Source organism: Ktedonosporobacter rubrisoli (assembly GCF_004208415.1).
In the GTDB taxonomy this organism is placed as follows: domain Bacteria; phylum Chloroflexota; class Ktedonobacteria; order Ktedonobacterales; family Ktedonobacteraceae; genus Ktedonosporobacter; species Ktedonosporobacter rubrisoli.
The window spans coordinates 4,060,423-4,079,959 of record NZ_CP035758.1; the positions used below are offsets into that span (position 1 = coordinate 4,060,423).

At 51.0% G+C, this 19,537-nt stretch carries 15 protein-coding genes and 1 pseudogene; 10 read left to right on the forward strand and 6 right to left on the reverse strand.

The features are described from left to right. The first annotated feature begins 245 nt into the window (after positions 1–245). The 4 genes from EPA93_RS17960 (at position 246) to nagA (ending at position 4,231) form a co-directional block, all read left to right on the forward strand. Entirely contained in the window at positions 246–737 is a 492-nt protein-coding gene (locus EPA93_RS17960; protein ID WP_129888828.1) for a PTS sugar transporter subunit IIB, read from the forward strand. 14 nt (positions 738–751) lie between these two features. Beyond that, on the forward strand, positions 752–2,068 hold the full coding sequence (locus EPA93_RS17965) for a neutral/alkaline non-lysosomal ceramidase N-terminal domain-containing protein (RefSeq protein ID WP_129888829.1): 1,317 nt from the start codon (positions 752–754) through the stop codon (positions 2,066–2,068). A gap of 157 nt (positions 2,069–2,225) precedes the next feature. Then, a complete protein-coding gene (locus EPA93_RS17970) occupies positions 2,226–2,963 on the forward strand; it encodes an SIS domain-containing protein (RefSeq protein WP_277988984.1) in 738 nt (245 codons plus the stop codon). A 23-nt stretch (positions 2,964–2,986) separates the two neighbouring features. After that, complete coding sequence (gene nagA, locus EPA93_RS17975) at positions 2,987–4,231, forward strand: N-acetylglucosamine-6-phosphate deacetylase (RefSeq protein WP_129888831.1); 1,245 nt, start codon at positions 2,987–2,989, stop codon at positions 4,229–4,231. 303 nt (positions 4,232–4,534) lie between these two features. On the opposite strand, the gene EPA93_RS17980 is transcribed toward nagA, so the two are convergent. From EPA93_RS17980 to EPA93_RS18005, 6 genes and pseudogenes are all read right to left on the reverse strand, one after another. Then, positions 4,535–6,118 carry an oleate hydratase gene (locus EPA93_RS17980; protein WP_129888832.1) on the reverse strand — a complete coding sequence of 528 codons (1,584 nt, stop codon included), beginning with the start codon at positions 6,116–6,118 and terminating at the stop codon, positions 4,535–4,537. Between the two features lie 249 nt (positions 6,119–6,367). Further along, positions 6,368–6,781 (reverse strand): Hsp20/alpha crystallin family protein, encoded by a 414-nt coding sequence (locus tag EPA93_RS17985; RefSeq protein ID WP_129888833.1) that lies wholly within the window; start codon positions 6,779–6,781, stop codon positions 6,368–6,370. Between the two features lie 375 nt (positions 6,782–7,156). Next, the gene (locus EPA93_RS17990) at positions 7,157–8,722 is read right to left on the reverse strand and encodes an O-antigen ligase family protein (protein WP_129888834.1); all 1,566 of its coding nucleotides are present in this window, start codon (positions 8,720–8,722) and stop codon (positions 7,157–7,159) included. A gap of 407 nt (positions 8,723–9,129) precedes the next feature. Next, positions 9,130–9,487 (reverse strand): annotated as a pseudogene (locus EPA93_RS17995) (winged helix-turn-helix transcriptional regulator). A gap of 290 nt (positions 9,488–9,777) precedes the next feature. Next, positions 9,778–10,482 carry a metal-dependent transcriptional regulator gene (locus EPA93_RS18000; RefSeq protein WP_129888835.1) on the reverse strand — a complete coding sequence of 235 codons (705 nt, stop codon included), beginning with the start codon at positions 10,480–10,482 and terminating at the stop codon, positions 9,778–9,780. 368 nt (positions 10,483–10,850) lie between these two features. Next, complete coding sequence (locus EPA93_RS18005; RefSeq protein ID WP_129888836.1) at positions 10,851–12,158, reverse strand: pyruvate carboxyltransferase; 1,308 nt, start codon at positions 12,156–12,158, stop codon at positions 10,851–10,853. Positions 12,159–12,290: 132 nt separating this feature from the next. On the opposite strand from EPA93_RS18005, the gene EPA93_RS18010 reads away from it, so the two are divergent. The 6 genes from EPA93_RS18010 to trpD all read left to right on the forward strand — a co-directional run bounded on the left by EPA93_RS18010 (position 12,291) and on the right by trpD (position 19,535). After that, positions 12,291–13,511, forward strand: a complete 1,221-nt coding sequence (locus EPA93_RS18010) for a citrate synthase family protein (RefSeq protein ID WP_165423227.1) — start codon at positions 12,291–12,293, stop codon at positions 13,509–13,511. 252 nt (positions 13,512–13,763) lie between these two features. After that, positions 13,764–14,597 carry a lytic transglycosylase gene (locus EPA93_RS18015; protein WP_129888838.1) on the forward strand — a complete coding sequence of 278 codons (834 nt, stop codon included), beginning with the start codon at positions 13,764–13,766 and terminating at the stop codon, positions 14,595–14,597. 540 nt (positions 14,598–15,137) lie between these two features. Next, positions 15,138–16,181 carry a tryptophan--tRNA ligase gene (gene trpS, locus EPA93_RS18020; RefSeq protein ID WP_129888839.1) on the forward strand — a complete coding sequence of 348 codons (1,044 nt, stop codon included), beginning with the start codon at positions 15,138–15,140 and terminating at the stop codon, positions 16,179–16,181. 64 nt (positions 16,182–16,245) lie between these two features. Next, on the forward strand, positions 16,246–17,880 hold the full coding sequence (trpE, locus tag EPA93_RS18025; RefSeq protein ID WP_129888840.1) for an anthranilate synthase component I: 1,635 nt from the start codon (positions 16,246–16,248) through the stop codon (positions 17,878–17,880). After that, the gene (locus EPA93_RS18030) at positions 17,864–18,487 is read left to right on the forward strand and encodes an anthranilate synthase component II (RefSeq protein WP_129888841.1); all 624 of its coding nucleotides are present in this window, start codon (positions 17,864–17,866) and stop codon (positions 18,485–18,487) included. Before trpE ends, EPA93_RS18030 begins: the two co-directional genes overlap by 17 nt. A 13-nt stretch (positions 18,488–18,500) precedes the next feature. Next, positions 18,501–19,535, forward strand: a complete 1,035-nt coding sequence (gene trpD / locus EPA93_RS18035; RefSeq protein ID WP_129888842.1) for an anthranilate phosphoribosyltransferase — start codon at positions 18,501–18,503, stop codon at positions 19,533–19,535. Positions 19,536–19,537 lie beyond the last annotated feature (2 nt).

The following is a 19,537-nucleotide window of genomic DNA, read 5'->3' on the forward strand; positions in this document are numbered from 1 at the left end:
CTGTCGAGCAAGCCTTAAACACATCGGGCATACTCTTTGCTAACTCTTTACGATGATTAGGAACACAACAGCAGCATAGATAGCGTGTTTCTAGCATCAGGTTTTCATGTCGGTCAGGAAGCCGGACACTGTGCCTGGGCTATATGCCGGGTTGTATAGCCACGAGCAGGTGCGATTCCTTTTGTAAGTTTCTCGCCATATATGAGAAAGCTTATAAAAGACAACGTAGGAAATGGAGCAAAAACATGGCCGTTGTTCATATGCGTATAGATAACCGCTTAATTCACGGGCAAGTCACCACTACCTGGGTAGGAAACATCGGGGCTGACTATCTCGTTGTCACCAATGACAAGGTTGCCAATGATCCAGTGCAGAAAATGCTTTTACCGCAGGCTGCGCGTGGAGTCCCAACCAAAGTTCTCTCAATCAAAGATACTTTGAACTTCGTTAAAAGTGCTGAGGCGCAAAAAGGCAAAGTCATGATTGTCGCCAAACTACCCACCGATGCCTTGACCTTGCTCGAAGATGGACTTCAGCCAGCCGAAATCAATGTCGGCAACCAGGCCCCGGTTCCAGGAACCAAATTTAAAATGGTCACCCATTCTATCGCAGTTACTGCGGCAGATGCAGAGGTTTATCGCGCAATTGCGGCCAAGGGTTACACTTTGACTTGTAAGATGATGCCTTCTGACCGTCCCACAGACTTCCTGGAAGCCTTAAAGAAAAACAAGCTTTAAGGGAGCTTCTCAATATGCTAAAAGACGATAGAGATCGTATACTCATCGGCTGGGCATCGGCAGAGATCACTCCAGATGTTCCATGCAGGATGGGCGGGTATGCCGCGCGCTCCGAACCTGCAGACGCTATTTATGATCCTCTTTACGCTCATGCCATTGCCTTTGGCACACAATCTCAGCCTTTTGTGGTGATCATCTGTGATCTGCTCTCAGTTGATGGACAACTGGTTGAGGTGGTACGTTCGCAGCTTCGGACCACTTACCCAGGCCTTACTTTATGGCTTGGAGCAACCCATACACATTCAGGCCCGGCAGTCCATTCCATTCCAGGGCTGCCCGAAGAACCTGTCCCCCAGAATCTTGAGCACATCATCGAAGGTGCAGCCGAAGCAGCCACGGAAGCCATCAAGCGCATGCGTCCTATGCTTGCAACATGGGTGAGTGGCGCAACGTCTGGGATTGTCACCAACCGAGACCATCCACACAGTGGAGAAAACACCGATCTCGATCTACTCTGCTTTTATAATGTGGCCAGCCGGGATGCGCTTGAGCGTGGACTAATAGATGGGAACCTGTCCAGCAAACCAGAAGCCATCGTTGCCAGTTTCCCTTGTCATCCTACCGTATTGAGCGCCGAAAACACAAAGATCTCTGCCGACTTGCCCGGCGCATTTCGCCGGCATTTACGGAACCAGCTTGGTGGAGAATGCTGGATCATGCACACCACAGGTGCGGCAGGAGACATGAGCACGCGCCATACAAGGCAAGGGCAAGGCATACCAGAGCTTGAGCGCCTGGGAAATTTGCTGGCTCAGCGCGCCTACCAGTTGATACCTCAAGCTCGCCTTCTTACTCTTGGCCCCCCACTTACTAAGCAGGGCAGCATAAAACTACAAGCAAAGGAACCACCAGATCTCAATCATCTCAGCAGGCAGGAGCAAACGCTTCAAGCGCAACTAACAAGCGAACTTCAGCAGGGCAATGTAGCCCAGGCCAGGACTATACAAACTACGCTTCAAGGTCTTCAGCTCATCAGAGAGCGCGCGCTTGCCGCTGATGAGGTAGAGCTGAATGCAGAGATTGCTGTAGCCTCGCTGGGAGAGCTAAAGCTCGCCGCTATTCCTGGAGAGCTTTACAACAGCCTGGGTATAAAAATCAAGCAGGCTGCGCAGCACCCCGTATTGCTCTACGGCTATACCAACGGCTATCTTGGCTATTTTCCCTCACAGGAGGCCTACACCGAAATGGATTATGAGGTGCTCATGAGTCCTTTCGCTCAAGGTACAGCCGAGAGCCTGACCGAGGCAGTATACACAATGTTTGCGCAATAGAATATTTTTCCTGAGGGTATTCTCAAGCCAATCATCTGGATAGGCAAGGAGGAAAGGGGGAGCGACAGAACATACCTATCGCCCTTCCACGATCCTCTTTGGGGATACTGAAATAGAAAAGGATGCTGACATTATGCCGGAAAATCAAAAAATGGGCATGGAGCTATTTAGGCAGGAGTCCGCTAAAAGAGTAGACAGAATGATCCAGACGCAGAGCGCGGCAATTCGCCAGGCCGCTCGTATCTTTGCTGATTGCCTTGAAAACAACGGAGTTATTCAAACCTTCGGCACAGGTCACTCGCGCGCATTCGCCATGGAGCTGGCTGATCGGGCCGGTGGACTTGTTCCCGTCAATAAAATGGATTTAGAACATTTAGCACTCCATGCGAACTGGCCTCTTGAGAAGGTGATGAGCCCCGAGATTGAACGAGATCTCGAAGCTGGTAAAGCCTTGCTCTCTTGCTATCAAATCGAGCCCCAAGACACTTTCCTCATATCCTCGAACTCGGGCGTCAATAAAGCAGTTATTGAGTGTGCCCAACAGATCAAGGAGAGAGGGCATACACTTGTGGCTGTTACTTCGCTTGAGCATACAAAGCAAGTGGATTCGCGACATCCATCCGGCAAGAAGCTCTACGAATTAGCTGATATTGTCATCGACAACTGTGGACCATTTGGCGATGCCCTGCTAACGTTGCCAGGCGGGATACAGGCCTGTTCGACTTCCTCGATCACAGGCGCGCTTATTGCGCAAATGCTGACAGCAGAAATAATTGGTTTGCTTCTTGACAAGGGGATAGTTCCACCCGTCCTTATTTCCAATAATGTTCCTGGCGGCATTGAACACGATGAGAAATTGTTCCAGCAGTATGCTGGGAGAGTACAACTACACTAGAGTGAGAGAAACGAGAAATATACATGGACCTGGGGATACAAAGCATACATTCTCAAGCACTGCAAGTGCTAGTAGCGGGGAAGCTCTACACACCCGATGAGATTGCCGGTCCCGTAGCCATAGTGCTTGAGGGATCAAAAATACGGGCCATCTGGCGCGATACAAATGCAGCAGAGGCCAGGCAACGTGTAGAGCATCTTTTCCCTGGCCTGGCAGTGGATGTGACAGATCTAGGCACCTGGCGTCTAGCCCCAGGCTATATTGACCTCCACATCCATGGGTTTCGCGGGCATGATATCACTACCGGCCCGGCCGAAGATACAGAGGCTGTTGCCCGCGATCTTCCATGCACGGGCGTGACCTCGTTTTTCCCGACCATTGCGACAACCGGGCGTACTGAGACGGTGGAACAAGTCAAAAATATCGCCACGCTGGCCGAGAAGCGGCCAAACGCTTCCTCAGAAATACTTGGCATTCGCTTGGAAGGCCCCTTTATCAGCTATGATAAAAAAGGTGCACAGTATGGCCCAGCGATCCGCAAGCCAGATCCCGCCGAGATGAGGCAGCTTGCAGAGATCGGCAACGGCTGGATACGCTTCGTTGATTATGCTCCCGAAGAGGATGATAAAAGCCAGCTCCTTGCCTCGCTCGTCGAACTTGATATCTACCCTTGCATAGGCCATACATCGGCTACCTATGAACAGGCTGTTCAGGCTATCGATGGAGGAGCCCGCCACTCGACGCATCTGTTTAATGCGATGCCTACGCTCAACCATCGCGCTCCGGGAGCCGCTGGCGCACTTTTAACCGATAATCGCGCAACTGTTGAGATTATTGCCGATGGCATTCATGTCCATCCTCGGATGCTCAAGCTGGCCATAGCCGCCCGTGGCATACACGATGTAGCCTTAATTACAGATGCTGTGTCTCCTGCTGGCTTGCCCGATGGCGATTACGAGTTCGTCAGGCGTATTATCCATGTTGCTGATGGCAAGGTTTGTTTGGAAGATGGCAGCCTGGCCGGGAGCGCACTCACGCTCGATCGCGCCGTACGCAATATGGTGGCCTTTGGAGCAAGTTGGGCTGACGCTATTCGCATGGCAACTCTCACTCCTGCGCGCATCGCGGGCATCGCTAAGCGCAAAGGTCAAGTTGCTCCGGGAGCAGACGCCGATCTGGTAGTTCTTGACGAGCATGGCCTTGTGCGAGGCACATGGGTCAACGGGCAGCGCGCTTACTTCGTGGATGCTCATTTATCTAAAGCCTGACACGCTCCTAATAAACCCTATAAGAGCTTGATGACAATTTGACCGCTTTACCGTTACTCAGGCCAAGGCAATAGCAGGGATGGCGCTCACACGCGCTCACTATAGGAAAGGGGCATTCTTTATGTGCTCTCGCAGCTGGAGCGCCTCTGCAACGGAGAAATCAGCTCTGTAGTGGTAACATGGGGAAAATGGAGAGCTGTGCCGGCTACATAACACATAACCCGAACAGATGAGAGATGCCTCCTCTCATCTGTTCTTTAATAATATGCATATTATCTAGATGCTCACAGAAGCTATTCCAGTCTATGTAAGAAGCATTTTTAGGGCAGTCGCGAGTACGCGCGGATCATGTTGCCCCTCATATATTGAGGGTGGCTGCTTATCCATCCCCAGCAAGGTATAGACAGCAATTTGCGCTGTTCTCACTGAATACTCTACTGTAAAAACCACATCCTCAGGAACCTCAGTAAACTGCCCGATAAAGGCGAGGTTGCTTGCCTGTTCGGGCACTACTGGCGGTCGATCCCCTTTGCTCCTGGTGAGGAACTGGCTGGTAATATAGGGCATCATACAGGGAATACAGATGGAAGTATCGACAATACGCTGAAGATCGTCCTGGAAACGCAGGTGTGAGAGGAGTTCTATAAGAATCTCTTTACCGGTACACTCGGACATCTTTTTCTTAACAAAGTTGCCTTCCTTATCCACAAAGAGGCCATAGCCCCAGAAAACGCTGACATCCGCCGGTTGATTAAGGAAATGTGGCTGATAGGCCAGAACGACGGACATAAGCCAGTTTGAATCTTTTAGGGTAACTAGCGCTCCCGTTCCTGGCGCATTCCCTGTCCACTCTTCCATACGTCGGAAAAACGTTGGGTCGTGGCAGGTGACGGTAAAGGATTCCCATTTTGACTCATCAATACGACTATCGAACACTCCCGGATGCCCGAACTCCGGACTATGTTTGGCAATGTTTTGCCATAATCTCCATGAGGAATCGCGCTTCCCGGTGATAAGCATAGGTGCTGTATGCATATTTCCCAGATTAGAATCGGCAGTCATAGAACCAGCTGTGACGAATACCAGGTCATGCCTCCCCAGCTTGACGCTCCCTTCCTGACCAGCGCGCAGGAAGTGTATATGCTCAACAACCTTTTTCTGCCCATCCTGACGAAAATCGAGATCAATAACCGAGCATTCCATCTCAAAGTTCACGCCTTGTTTTTGCAGCCAGCTAACCAATGGCCTGACGATGGAATCATACTGATTGTAAGGAGTGCGATCAACTCCAGCTAGTGTATTGATCCGATAGAACTCATGGAGGAAACGGTGCAGATAACGTTTGAACTCTACCGCGCTATGCCAGGGTTGAAAGGCAAACATAGTAGCCCACATAAACCAGAAATTCGTTTCAAAGAAGGAAGGCTCAAAGCAGGCATCGATACGCCTGCTTCCTAAGGAGGCCTCAGAGCGGACCATGAGCTCGATCAGATCGAGGCGATCTTTGTGACGAAAGCCCATATGCGATACATCTAGCTTTTTCCCTCCTTCGACGAGCCTGGCCTGGGCATGAGTCTTCACGCGGTCGTTGAACTCATGAATCTCATCAAGCACTGTTTTATTGGGATCGGTAAGTGAGGGAACAAATGACAAGAGCTCATAGGTACAGCGATAGGAGAAATTGAACATTCGACCACCACGGATTACATATCCGCTTTCGGCATTTCCGCTCCCATCAAGGCTTCCGCCATTGACTGAAAGTTGCTCAAAGATGTATATGTTGTGCGCGGGTATAAGTCCATCCCGGATCAAGAAGGCAGCACTCGCCAACGAAGCAATGCCCCCACCAACAAGATATACTTTCCTCGCTTGAGTAGCTTCTACCATACTTACACTCCTGATATGAGAGAGAAGAAGCTGACAAACAGCTTCAGACTCCTCTCGCTGCCTACAAAAGCACCCTCCTTTTTCTATCGACAACCATACATGGCTAGAGCAGGCTTTCAGGCAGGAAAATAGCGAGGCCAGACAAGACAGTTTTAGAAGGGGTTGCATATGAACGTAAGCACATAGCAAGCAGGCTGCATTCCTTAGCTATGTACCAAACCAGGGAAGGCAGCCTACAGATAAGCCCTATCAGGCCTGTACATGGATGCAGGTTGGTGGATGGCCCGCATTACCTTTGCGCTCGCCATGCGTTGGCGTGACGCGCTTGAGGGTGAGATGGGCAGGCCGGGTCTGTGTACTGAGGGGCAAGGCGACGGTAAGAACACCATTGCCATAGGTGAGGTTAGCACATTCGGCATCAACAGGAGCACTTAAAGCCAGCTCGCGATGATAGGCTCCAGCGCTCCACTCATCAAGGAGCAACTCTTTGATCTCTTTCAATCTGCCACGCAATTCTCCATGAAGAACCAGGCTTCCCTTCGGCGTGACTTCAACTACAATGTCCTCGGGCTCCAAGCCAGGCATCGGAGCCGCAACCATCAAGCGCTGAGCCGACCGGTAGACCTTGACAGGAACATGTTGTCGCTTCAATTGTTCTTGCATACACTGCACCTTTCCTTGCTCAAACTTACGCTTTGCTATTACTATCCACTGGTTGAATTGGCACCGGCTCCCAGGCAATCCCTTTCCACACACATTTGCTTCTTTGCAATGACTAGATGGCGATACAGTCTCGTATTCCTGCTTCTAGTATACGCGATCTACGCCAAAGAAGGATGCCATATAATATCACGAATCAACCGCCAGCAAGGTAGGAGAGAGCTGTAAGAGCAGCGCGAAAGCCAAAGCCCTACACGCTACTCTCGGCATAGACAGAGCTCTGTTTCGATGTATTATCGCGCCAGGTGGTACGCGACAAAGTACGCAAGAGCAAGAGAGCGGCAACCAGTATCCAGAAACAGAAGGCCAGATCCTGTTCTAAAAACGCGCTATCAACCTGACCCTGGAGCAAGGCCGCCAGCATCGCCCCCCTACGCCAACTGCCATCCAGCGCAGTTGCTCATTCACAGGAGCGACTGTCGAGTTAAGCCGGGAAAGCACGCGCCCAAAGAGCCAGTAGAAGAGGAGTAGGACCGAGATAAAGGCCAGCAAGCCGAAGACTCCCATACTTACCCAGACATGCAGAAAGATATTATGGGGATGGGATAGATTGGGCTCGTCGTGCAGACCAGTTGGCAGATGTGTTATAGGGTCCTTGACCAGCCAGTAGTGATAGATGGTAGTATGGCAATCCAGATTGAGGCTGTAGTGACAGAGCCAGTTATCCATACCATAGCCCAGCCAGGGGCTATCATGGATCATGTTTAAGGCGCTTTGCCAGAGATAGAGCCGCTTGGTTACCGTGCTCACGCCATGTTGATTTGTGTGCCATTCAAAGAGATGACCCAGAATAGATGAGCGAAAAATAAACACGCCCACGATCACCAGTACAAGACAAAGCAGGCCGCCAGCAAGCAGGATCTTCCGATTGCGTATGGACATAGCAATGACAAAGAGGGTGGCCACACTAATCGCCAGCCAGGCACCCAGTGACTGCGTAAGATAGAGTACCAGCAGCATCGGAACACATAACAGGAGCGCTAAGAAGCGTTGCGACAAGGCCACTCTTCCCAGGAGCATGGCCAGCCCGATTGGCAACACATAATCAAAAAGCAGGCCAATGCTATTGGCGCTTCCATACACTGTGTGCACGCGCCTGATCCCATCCTCTAAAGCGAGTGTATTTTTGAAGAAGAAATATTGAGCCATGCCAAGCAGAGCAATGATCAGGCCGGTTCCCAGTAGAGATCCCAATAGACGCGTTACGTCCTGGCGCGAGCGCAAAAAGAGCAAGGCCAGCCCAACATAGAGCAAAGGATCAAATACTTCTTCGCGAAAAGCGCGTAAGGCATTCGCGCGCGAGTACGCCGGGATAATCGAAATAGCCGCGACCAGAGCAAAGACCAGAATGGGTAAAACAAATGGTCCCAGGCCGTCGCGCAGCTGGCTCCAGAAAGGACGAGACTGTTTCGTAAAAAACAAAAGCGCCAAACGCAGCACAGCAATCGCGCAGCATACCCCTAACGTTATCTCAGCCAGGCTAAACTCCGCACGCCCGATTACGTTTTTCTGCAGGAGATAATAGGGCAGCGAGAGCGGCAAGAGGGCAATCGCAAAATTTAAGCGGTACCAGCATAGCAGAGCGAAGATTAGCAAAAAAGGGAGAGAGATTAGCGGGAGTAGCGAAGCTGGTACGAGAGCATTGAGCTGCGAAAGGCCGACAATAGTCAAATGTGTATTCCCGATGATGTAATACAAGGCCATCGAGAGAATTAACGCGCCTTCAAAAAAGCGATCGCGCCAGAAATAGGCCTGACTCGTCTTATCTTCACCAGAGCCAGTAGGAGGCAGAGGAGAATGCGGCGCAGCAACAAAGGGGCTTTTTGCATTCCGTGCATTTGTAACAGCATCAGGCACAGAGAAGGGAATATTTTGGCTGTTCATATAATTTTATATTCCACGAATTAAGTATAGACATGTAAAGAACAAATTTTAGCAGAGTACTCACCAGGTCTGAAATAGATAGACAGAACAATTATGCCTATCTATATAGGTACTTACGAACAAGGCCCTTTTATGTGGCACGATCAGCAATGAAACTTGCCATCATACATTGCTCCTCCTAAATCAGGCCTATTTTAGGCTAGCGCCATTGTAACAATCCTGGCTAGAAGCGGTCAAGCGCCATAGTACAACAAAGCATTCAACGAGGAGCTTTTCTTACGAGGATAATGCGTGGAGAACATAGGGGGCAGGTTGACGGCAACTTGTGCCGCCAGATATTCTATCTACTTATCTCAGTAACAATCAGCAAACAACACATTGCACAGCCGGGCCAGGAATCCTAGCGCTCACTCTTCACACACGACTCTTGTCCCTGCAAATCGCTCAAGATACTGATCTCCCCAATCGAGCATCACCATGATAATCGGCTTTAAGCTGGTCCCAAAATCTGTTAACCAATACTCGACTCGGGGAGGAATTTCTTTGTAGATCTCGCGATGGACGATACCATCGTGTTCCAGCTCGCGCAATTGCTGGGTGAGAATTCTTTGCGAAATATCAGGTAAGAGCCTTTTGAGTTCGTTAGAAGCGTCGAGGAGCTTCCAGTAGATAATATAAAATAACTGTTTTCCATTTTCCACCGATAATGTCGGCGGTCGCTTCCACTGAACAGCTATAGTTTCTGGTATAGACTGGATCTCGCATAGCTTCTTTTTCTCCCTTATATGAATTCTCTTCTAAAATTTACCTTCAAATACGAATCTCGTAAAGCAAAAGTTGATACCGCAAAAAAATCTCCGGTACACTTGGTACTGGAGATCTGCGAAGTACATAGTGAACAAAAGCTATGGTTTAAGCGAGCCAATACTATAAAACAATTTCCCCACGAGATCGTAAGAATTACCATATAGATTCTCGGCCTATAGCTACAAAATCGAGCAGAATGAAGTTTACAGAGCAAGAGGAAGAGTAGTTAGCAATAGAATCATCACGAACTAAAGCGTTACCCAAATCTTGGCAGCCGAGGCCTTGCTAATCAGTACTTCGTGGTCATTGACCAGCAACTTCACCTGTTCATTTTGAAGCGCTGAATCTACACAGTGTTGATCCAGGACAATTACCTGCATTTCTGGCATCAGGCCCTTCTCATGCAGATAAAAGATCAATGCTTCCTCATCCTCTACGACTTCCGAAATGCAAAGAATTCTAGCTGTGCCGCCCACAGGAACAGTCGTAAGACGCGCCGCATTATGATCTTTGAGATAATTGCGAGCATCCGGCACAGAACCAGGAATAGGATTGCCATGCGGACAGGTAGTCGGATTATTCAAAGACGCGATAACGCGAGCTTCAACAGCGCCCGAGATAAAATGCTCCAAACGACAAGCCTCCTCATGCACCTGGTGCCACTGCATGCCCAGCATATCTACCAGGAAGCGCTCGGTAAGCCGATGGCGGCGTAGCACAGCCTCGGCGGCCTTATTACCGGCTTCCGTCAGCGTCACTTGGCGTTTATTATTCATCTCCACATAGCCATCTCTCACCAGACGTTTGAGCATCTCAGTCACAGTTGGAGCAGAAACGCCAAACTTCTCGGCAAGTCGGGCACCAATCACCACCTCACCTTCCATACTTATGTTGTAGATCGATTCCAGATACTCTTCAACAGTTGCACTGAGCAGTTCATCCGTTTTCATCATTAGGCCCCCTGTTCTAATTTCTCGCTATACGACACACTCTAACACGCGTGCAGGAGCCAGTCAAGATCAGAAACACACAGATAGATAGCTTCAGAAACGTTGAGAATAAACCAGCGGCTCAAGGTTAAGCCAAAAGCACAGAGAGGCGCTTACCTTCCCTCGCCAGTTTAGCCTAGAATGTGTAACAGGGCATGACTGATCATTACAGGCTACTATTATAGAAAACATTTGCAATGCCAAAAATAATTTCATCAGGCTCGCTAACGTATAAACCCTGCCAGATGTCCTCCTGACAGGGCATATCGCGTGCAGCAAAGAGTATAGCAATGCGGGATAAGAAACCGCCGCTGAATACGGGAAAAGTTGCTTTATTGGCTGGCAAAATGTCGAGCCACCACAGGAGCAAGTTCCTCCCATTCGACGCTAGTCTGGCGTCCATTATCGAACTCGGCCAGGAGCCAGGAGTATATTTCCAGCACGCGCGGATCGTCCTTAGCAACATCCAGGCTAAGATGCTGGCGTATAAGAAACACTAAACCTGCCACGCCGCTTTCTTTGGTCAACGATACCTCCAGGGGCCTGCCTAGCAATTGTGGGACATTAAAGGGCGCATACATCCACCAGAATTTATTTAAGCCATCAGCGTGAACGCCAGCCCGCGTTCGATGCGCATCACGTCCATAGAGGGGATATTTGGCTGGAACAGGCTCACCCATGCTTGCATACAGCTCTACCAGTTCATTGAGAGCTGTAAAATCCGGCTGCTGCTCGCGGAAAAATCCCATCCCCAGCATATGCAGTAGCACAGCTTCCAGGGGCGCATTTCCGCTTCTTTCGCCTTTGCCCAGCATTGTGCCATTAATGACCGCACAGCCAGCACGCAGCGCCGCCAGGCAATTAGCAACGACAAGACCAGTATCATTGTGAGGATGAAACTCAAGATCGGCAGGCTGAAGCCCTATTTTATGCATCTCGGCAAACAAGCGCGGGATGCTTCGCGGTAGCCTGACATCCTCAAACGGCAATCCCAGCCCCATTGTATCGCAAATACGAAATTTTGGCCGCAACTGCTGACCATACGTGCTGCTCATCTCTAGCACGGCCTCAATAAACGGACGCATAAAGTCAAGAGGAGCGCGTGTGGCATCCTCAAGATGAAGTCGCGGCCGAATGCCGGCATCAAGCACCATCTGGACCGCTTCGAGATACGTCCGCGCTGCCTGATTTCTCCCGCCCGGCTTAAATTTATGAAATGTATGATAGTCGGAAGCGGAGGCCAGCATACCTGTTTCGCGCACACCCAGGCTGCCTATTAAGGCCACATCCCTGGCCGTAGCCCGAATCCAGGTTGTGGGCTCGATAGGAGCGCCGGCCCGGTATCTCTCAAGAGCACCTTCCAGCGCTGCCCGATCAGAGGGCCGATAGACAAAAAACTCAGCCTGGCGGATCGCCTGCGCCTGACCCGTAAAGCGACATAAGATATCATAAATTTTCAAGCTTTGTTCAGTCGAAAGAGGCAATCCCCCTTGTTGACCGTCCCGATGGGTTGTCTCTGTTGTCCAAACCTCAAGAGGCAAGCTGGCCGGTCGCTCATCCCATACGTAGGCCGGAAAAGCGTCGCGCGGAAAACTCTCTAAAAAGTACTCAGGATCGCTGGGTTCAGGAATTGTGCTCATAATTTGTCTCCTGCATATTCTATCGTCAACTCATCTCCCATTATTGAGAATCTTAAGCATCTCGCTTAAGCATTGTCAATATTGATTTAATTATCAATTTCTTGTACTATTGTCCTGATGAAAGGAGGGCCCATGAAATCAACTCACTATCTTACCGCCGCTGAAGTTGCTGAAGCTCTCAAGGTAAGCCCGACCACGGTCTATGCTTACGTCAGCCGCGGCTTGCTCCGCTCAGAGCCGGCAGGTGCTAACAATCGCGCCAGGCTCTACAACGCGGAAGATGTGCAAAAACTTGTCGAACGCAAAACATATAGGCGCGATCCTGCCAAAGCTACAAGCGACGCCATGCATTGGGGAATGCCCATTCTTAGCTCAGAGCTCACCTTGATCGATGAAACGGGGATCTACTACCGGGGCTATGATGTAACCCAACTGGCGACAAGCTGGAGCTTTGAGCGCGTTGCTGCATTGCTCTGGACCGGAGAGCCCGATAAGGAAACTAGCATCTTTAGCCCCAATCAATCGGCTAAATCCTACCATGAGCAACTCAAACAAATTACTTATGAGCTTACACCCCTACAGAAATTACAGATCGTCCTCACCCTTGCGGCAGCCGATGATCTGGCAGCATATGACCTGGACCCGCAGCTTAACAATATCTTACGCTCGGGCGCCCGCATCCTGAGGCTCGTGGCCGCCACCCTGGCTGATAGCTATGATCTTGGCCTGACAAGCATAGAGATTTTGCGCCAGGGCTGGGGGCAACAGAACCTTCCCCACTTTCCCTCCCTACTTAATGCGGCACTTATTCTTAGCGCCGACCATGAGCTCAATACTTCAGCCTTCACAGCGCGTGTCGTTGCCTCGGCCGCAACTCCTCTTTATCAGGTGATCATTGCCGGATTAGCAGCTCTGCAAGGCTTCAAACATGGCGGAAACACGCTGCTCGTCGAAGAGCTCTTGTATGAAGTAAGCTCGCCAGAACGCGCCTACCAGGCCGTAGCGTCTCGCCTGCAGCGTGGTGGACATATTCCAGGCTTTGGGCACCAACTCTATCCCTCTGGAGATCCCCGGGGCGCCTTGCTGCTTCGTCTCATAGCACAGGCTTACGCTACGACACCATCTGTTCAACACGCAAACGCCATTGTCCAAACAGTAGAGCAAACAATCCATAAAAAGCCAAATCTGGATTTCAGCCTGGCACTGCTTGCCAGGGTCCTGCAACTTCCCAGAGGGAGCGCGCTAGCCATATTCGCTCTGGGGCGCACGGTTGGTTGGATTGCTCATGCCATCGAGCAATATAAAACTGGTCAGCTCATACGGCCACGGGCAACCTATACAGGCCCGCGCTAACTGCTCAAATAACAAGCAAATTGGGCCTGGAACGCGCCAGGCTCTCATTCCGACAATCCTCTCACCCTCCCTCAAGTGCTAAGAGCTTTTCCCGCCCAACCTTGGGAGAGCTCTTAGTTCAGGATAATGTACCAATTCGCCCTTTTCCGCCATGCATATCTATCGATATACACATTTTTGCCAGCAGCTAAATATCAGTAGTTCTCTATTTAATACCGGGATATAGTGAGAAAAGAGAGGAGATATATAACTATGATGAATACACCGATACAGGAATTTGCCGCAGCACACACAATTGCCTGGCAAGGCTGTAAAGACAAACTCGGTTGCCTGTTGCCCCAGCCTTTTCATAGACAAATTGTGCTTCTAGCACTCACGCTCATCCTGTTCTTCGGTTCCGTTGTAGTCTCTCAGCGACATCCTGATGTCTATGCAGCCAATCCCGGCTATGGAAACGTTTGTACATGGTATAAAGTACGTCCTGGCGATACCCTGGGCCGTATCGCCAGAAATAACCGCACAACAGCCGCGAGCCTGGCAAGAGCCAATAATATTCGCAACATTAACTTGATTTTCATCCACCAGCAACTATGTATACCGCGACCAGCGGGCAACAGCCATACCTCATTGGAAAGCTCTAGCGGTCTTCATCCAAATGGGAGCGTGCGCTGGTATGCCTATAACGCCCTGGACTGGTCCTCTCGGCAAGAAGTGTCTGCGCTCCTGCAGCAAGCGGCACGCTACTATGGTTTACCAGTCAACCTACTTTACGCCATTGCCTGGCAGGAAAGCGGCTGGAATCAGCACATCATTGCACGTGACGGTGGCATAGGCACCATGCAAATCATGCCCTACACTGCTATGAGCATCAATGCATCCACCGGCATTCGTCGCGACCCTTATAAGCTCAGTGATAACATCTACATGGGAGCCACATATCTGCGCTGGCTCTGGTCAGACTTTCATGGCGATCTCAGCAAGGTCATCAGCGCCTATAATGAGGGGGGTTGGTCTGTCGTTCACAGGGGCATCTTCAACTGGCCCTACGTAAGCAGTGTGCTCGCTTTAATGCGCCAGTTTAACTAAAACAAGGTCAAGCTAGAAACACCGATCTCTATATTAGTTCAGAAACAGGATATGGTACTTGACATGACACAAATTTCTTTCTATACTCTCAGTAAGCACAAAAGAATATCTAGAGCCATGAACAGGAAGAGTACGTAACCAGACAGAGGCACAGAGAGTCGGGCCGGTGGAAACCGACACTACTGGGGTTATGGAATGGGCCTGGAAGCTAAAGAGCGAACATTCTCACCTGAATGCGGTTGGAATCAGTAGTACTCTTTCGGAACGTCCCCCGTTACTGAGGACAGGATATCAAGATAAGGCAGTCTGGCCGGCGCACATAGCAATTTAGCTGAAGGGCCGAGCCGACCTTAACGATGAGAGCAGGGCTGCACGAAATCGGCGTATCTGGTAACGAGGGATTATCTACCGCGAAGAGATGCAGGTAAATAATCTGAATTAGGGTGGTACCACGAAAGCTTCACGCTTCTCGTCCCTGTAGAGGGATTGAGGGGCGTTTTTTATTGGTGTTTTTTATGTCATACGGTGAGAGGTGAAGAGATGAGCATCGAGACAGATCAGAAAAATCAAGCGGAGGTTAGCGCGACAGCTACACAGGTGAAAAAGCGCGTATTCTCAGGTATACAGCCAACCGGCAATATCCATCTGGGCAATTACCTGGGAGCAATCCGCAACTGGGTCGGCGCTCAAGATCAATACGATAACATCTTTTGTATCGTCGATCTGCACGCAATAACGCTGCCCATTAATGCTAAAGAGCTCCATCAGAATACGCGGAAACTGGCAGCTCTCTACCTGGCGTGTGGATTGGATACACGCTATTGCAACTTATTCGTCCAGTCCCATGTTCACGAGCACGCTGAGATGAGTTGGATTATGAACTGCTACACGCCGATGGGCTGGCTTAACCGTATGACGCAGTTCAAGACGAAAGCCGACGAGAATCCGGAATCGGTAAACACCGGTCTCTATTGCTATCCGGTTCTCATGGCTTGCGATATCCTGCTGTACCAGACGCATTATGTTCCCGTTGGAGATGACCAGCGTCAGCATGTCGAGATCACGCGCGATATCGCCCAGCGCTTTAACAGTCTCTATAAGAAGCGCGTATTCACGCTGCCCGAGGCCCAGATTCGCGACACAGGAGCGCGCATCATGTCGCTGGAAAACCCAAGCAAGAAGATGAGCAAGAGCGATCCGAATCCTGCCTCCCGCATCAATCTGCTCGATGAGCCCAAAGTCATCAAACAGAAGATTGCCCGCGCGACAACGGATTCTCTGCGCCTTGTCGCTTTTGATCCAGAGCGTCCCGGCATCACAAATCTGCTCACGATCTACCAGATGCTCACAGGGCAACCGGAGCAGGAGATCGAGGCAGAGTTCGCAGGCAAAGGGTACGGCGACTTTAAAGCAGCGCTTACAGACCGATTGGTGGCAACGCTGGAACCCATTCAGCGCCGTTACAACGAATATATCAACGATATGGTCAGCCTGGAAGGCATTCTTAAACAAGGAGCAGATAGAGTACGTCCCCAGGCAACTGCAACTCTGAATCGTGTCAAAGAAGTCATAGGATTAGGTTAAATCAGAGGCCGCCAGGCGAGTTCTCCTGGCGGCACATAGAGAAATTTTGCAGGTGTAAAGTTTTATGTATTATCCGAGCTTTGAAGAGATTGAGCGCTTGCGCGATGCGGAGATGAGCGTTCACGCTGGCAAGCAAGGTAGGCCACTTCTTCCATTCTATCGGGATATCCTGGCTGATATGGAAACTCCGGTCTCGGCTTACTGCAAGACTGCTCAGAGCCCCTATAGCTTTCTTCTAGAAAGCGTCTCGGGAGGAGAACACGTCGCGCGCTACTCGTTTATTGGCACCGATCCGTATCTGGTAATGATCCAGCGCGGCGAGACCGCGAGTTTACATAGACATGACATCGAGTATGATGGGACAACCGCCTCTAGGATTGAAGAAGTTCCTTGTCACGACCCGCTGGCGTTTGTCGAAGCAGAACTTGGGCAGTATCGCTTAGTCACTCCACCCACAATCTCGCCTGACGAGCTGCCCAAGTTCTATGGGGGAGCCGTGGGCTACCTGGGCTACGAGGCTGTTGCGCGTTTTGAGCGCGTGCCAGTTCCCGAGAAAAACGAACTGGATTTACCACTTGCGGTTTTCTGCTTTACCGAAACCGTCCTTGTCTTCGATCATGTAAAGCATCGCGTGCGCATCGTCACTCATCTGCACCTGGATGCGCCAGATCTCGCAGCTGAGTATCGGCGTGGTCGGGAAATCATTGAGGCTGTTCAGCAGCGCTTGCACCAGCCAGTACGTTTACCACAGGAGCCGGCCCCCATCCACGATTCTGCCGCATTACAAATTAGCTCGAACCGCAGCAAAGAGGAATTTGAGGAGATGGTTCGCCGCTCGGTAGAATATATTCACGCCGGAGATGCCTTTCAGATCGTGCCCTCACAGCGCTTGAGCCGTCATGTCAACGCCGCTCCGTTTACGGTCTATCGTGCGCTGCGAGCGATTAATCCTTCTCCCTATATGTTCTATCTGGATTTAGAAGATTTTCATATTGTTGGAGCCTCGCCCGAACTGCTGGTTCGCTTTGAGGATAATGAGGTAACCATCCGCCCGATTGCCGGTACACGCCCCCGTGGCGCCGATCGCCAGCAGGATGAGTTTTTCATCGAAGAGCTGAAAGGCGATCCCAAAGAGCGAGCCGAGCATGTCATGCTTGTTGATCTAGCCCGCAACGATGTGGGACGTGTGAGCAAAGCCGGTACCGTCAAGGTTAGCGAGTTCATGGATATCGAGCGCTATTCACACGTAATCCATCTTGTCTCAAATGTTACAGGCCGGCTTCGGGAAGACGTGACCCCTTTTGAGGCGCTACGCGCAGGCTTTCCGGCCGGTACAGTCTCGGGCGCTCCTAAAATTCGGGCCATGGAGATCATCCAGGAGCTTGAGAATACGCAGCGGGGAGTCTATGCCGGAGCCGTGGGCTACTTCAGCCACACAGGCAATCAGGAAACAGCGATCGCCCTCCGTACAATGGTAATCAAGAATGGTCGTGCATATGTCCAGGCAGGCTGTGGTGTTGTCGCAGATTCTGACCCGAGCGCGGAGTACGAGGAAAGCCTGAATAAGGCCAGAGCGTTATTGAGAGCCCTGGATGAGGCAGAACGTCTGGCCCAGGCGCAAAGCACATGTGAGGGTGAGAAGCCAGAAAACCTTTCTAGCCATGCCAACGAGGGAAAGAACCATGTTGCTATTAATTGATAACTACGACAGCTTTACCTACAATCTGCACCAATACCTGGCCGAACTGGGCGCAGAGGTACTCGTACGCCGCAACGATCAGGTAAGCCTTGCAGAAATTGAGGATCTGCACCCTGACTATATTGTCGTCTCACCAGGACCCTGTACGCCAAACGAGGCTGGGCTCTCCTGCCAGATCATAGAAACCTTTGGGCCACGCATTCCCACCCTTGGTGTCTGCCTGGGCCATCAGGCCATTGGCCAGACCTATGGAGGTCGCATTGTGCGCGCGCCAGAGCCAATGCACGGCAAAACTTCCTTAATATACCATCATGGTCAAGGTAGCTTGCATGGGCTACCAGAGCCATTCGAGGCTAATCGCTACCATAGTCTTATCGTCGAGGAGGAGACGCTTCCCGCCACGCTGGAGATTACTGCGCAGACAGCTGATGGATTGATTATGGGCCTGAGGCATCGCAGCTATCCGGTTGAAGGCATACAGTTTCATCCTGAATCAATCATGACGCCAGTAGGCAAGGACTTGCTACGAAATTTCCTGGAGAAGAAAGAACATAGGCATGTCCACGAAAGTAATCATCCTACAAGTAAGGATTCCTTAGTAATATAGAGGAGATTTTGAGGTGATTCGAGAAGCCATTGCTCATGTCGCGGCTGGCGCTACTCTCAGTCAGGCCGAAGCGGAAGCGGTCATGGAAGAAATTATGACCGGAAGCGCTACCGCTTCTCAGATGGGGGCATTTCTCACCGCGTTGCGCTTGCGTCCCGGCGGGGAAACAGTTGAAGAGATTGCCGGGCTGGCCCGCGTAATGCGCGCTAAGGCCAGGCGTGTAGCCTTGAACGATAGGGCCACGGCCCAGGCCATGGATACCTGCGGGACTGGAGGCGATAATGCTGGCACATTCAACGTCTCCACAGCTGCCGGGATTCTCGCCGCGGCGGCCGGGGCAACCATTGCCAAGCATGGGAACCGCTCGGCGACGAGTCGCTGTGGAAGCGCTGATGTCTTAGAAGCGCTTGGCGCAAAAATCGATCTCGGCCCCGAACAAGTTGCCCGCTGCATCGAGGAAGTAGGCTTTGGCTTTATGTTTGCGCCCGCCTACCATCCCGCGATGAAACATGTCGGCCCTACGCGCAGCGAAATCGGCATTCGCACGGTGTTTAACATCCTGGGACCTTTGACCAATCCAGCCTATACGCGCTATCAATTACTTGGCGTCGCCGATAAATCCCATCTGCACAAAATGGGCGAGGTTCTGCTCCACCTGGGCTGCCATCACGCCTTAATCGTCCATAGCGAGGACGGGCTAGATGAATGTTCGCTGAGCGCACCAACTCACGTCTGTGAAGTGCGACAGGGCCAGGATTTGCGCGAGTATACGATCACACCCGAAGATGCCGGTCTACCACGCTCCACGGACAGGCAATATTTCCAGGGTGGTGATCCTAATTACAATGCAGCACTCCTGCGCGAACTGCTTTCCGAATATACAGATACGCCTGCAACGCATATACTCTGCTTAAATGCTGGTGCGGCATTGGTTGCCAATGAACAGGTTGCCTCGTTCAGCGAAGGCGTAAAGCTGGCACGCGCTACCCTACGCGAGGGCAAAGCCAAACGCAAACTTGCAGATTTCCTCGCTTGTGCTCAGGCCTAGAC

Bases quoted from the DNA above. Each gene is read 5' to 3' on its own strand.
- EPA93_RS18005 (WP_129888836.1), bottom strand. From the start codon at position 12,158: ATGAGCACAATTCCTGAACCCAGCGATCCTGAGTACTTTTTAGAGAGT.
- EPA93_RS18000 (WP_129888835.1), bottom strand. From the start codon at position 10,482: ATGATGAAAACGGATGAACTGCTCAGTGCAACTGTTGAAGAGTATCTG.
- nagA (WP_129888831.1), top strand. From the start codon at position 2,987: ATGGACCTGGGGATACAAAGCATACATTCTCAAGCACTGCAAGTGCTA.
- EPA93_RS17980 (WP_129888832.1), bottom strand. From the start codon at position 6,118: ATGGTAGAAGCTACTCAAGCGAGGAAAGTATATCTTGTTGGTGGGGGC.
- trpE (WP_129888840.1), top strand. From the start codon at position 16,246: ATGTATTATCCGAGCTTTGAAGAGATTGAGCGCTTGCGCGATGCGGAG.
- EPA93_RS18015 (WP_129888838.1), top strand. From the start codon at position 13,764: ATGATGAATACACCGATACAGGAATTTGCCGCAGCACACACAATTGCC.
- EPA93_RS17960 (WP_129888828.1), top strand. From the start codon at position 246: ATGGCCGTTGTTCATATGCGTATAGATAACCGCTTAATTCACGGGCAA.
- EPA93_RS17965 (WP_129888829.1), top strand. From the start codon at position 752: ATGCTAAAAGACGATAGAGATCGTATACTCATCGGCTGGGCATCGGCA.
- EPA93_RS18010 (WP_165423227.1), top strand. From the start codon at position 12,291: ATGAAATCAACTCACTATCTTACCGCCGCTGAAGTTGCTGAAGCTCTC.
- trpS (WP_129888839.1), top strand. From the start codon at position 15,138: ATGAGCATCGAGACAGATCAGAAAAATCAAGCGGAGGTTAGCGCGACA.
- EPA93_RS17990 (WP_129888834.1), bottom strand. From the start codon at position 8,722: ATGAACAGCCAAAATATTCCCTTCTCTGTGCCTGATGCTGTTACAAAT.
- EPA93_RS18030 (WP_129888841.1), top strand. From the start codon at position 17,864: ATGTTGCTATTAATTGATAACTACGACAGCTTTACCTACAATCTGCAC.
- EPA93_RS17970 (WP_277988984.1), top strand. From the start codon at position 2,226: ATGGAGCTATTTAGGCAGGAGTCCGCTAAAAGAGTAGACAGAATGATC.
- EPA93_RS17985 (WP_129888833.1), bottom strand. From the start codon at position 6,781: ATGCAAGAACAATTGAAGCGACAACATGTTCCTGTCAAGGTCTACCGG.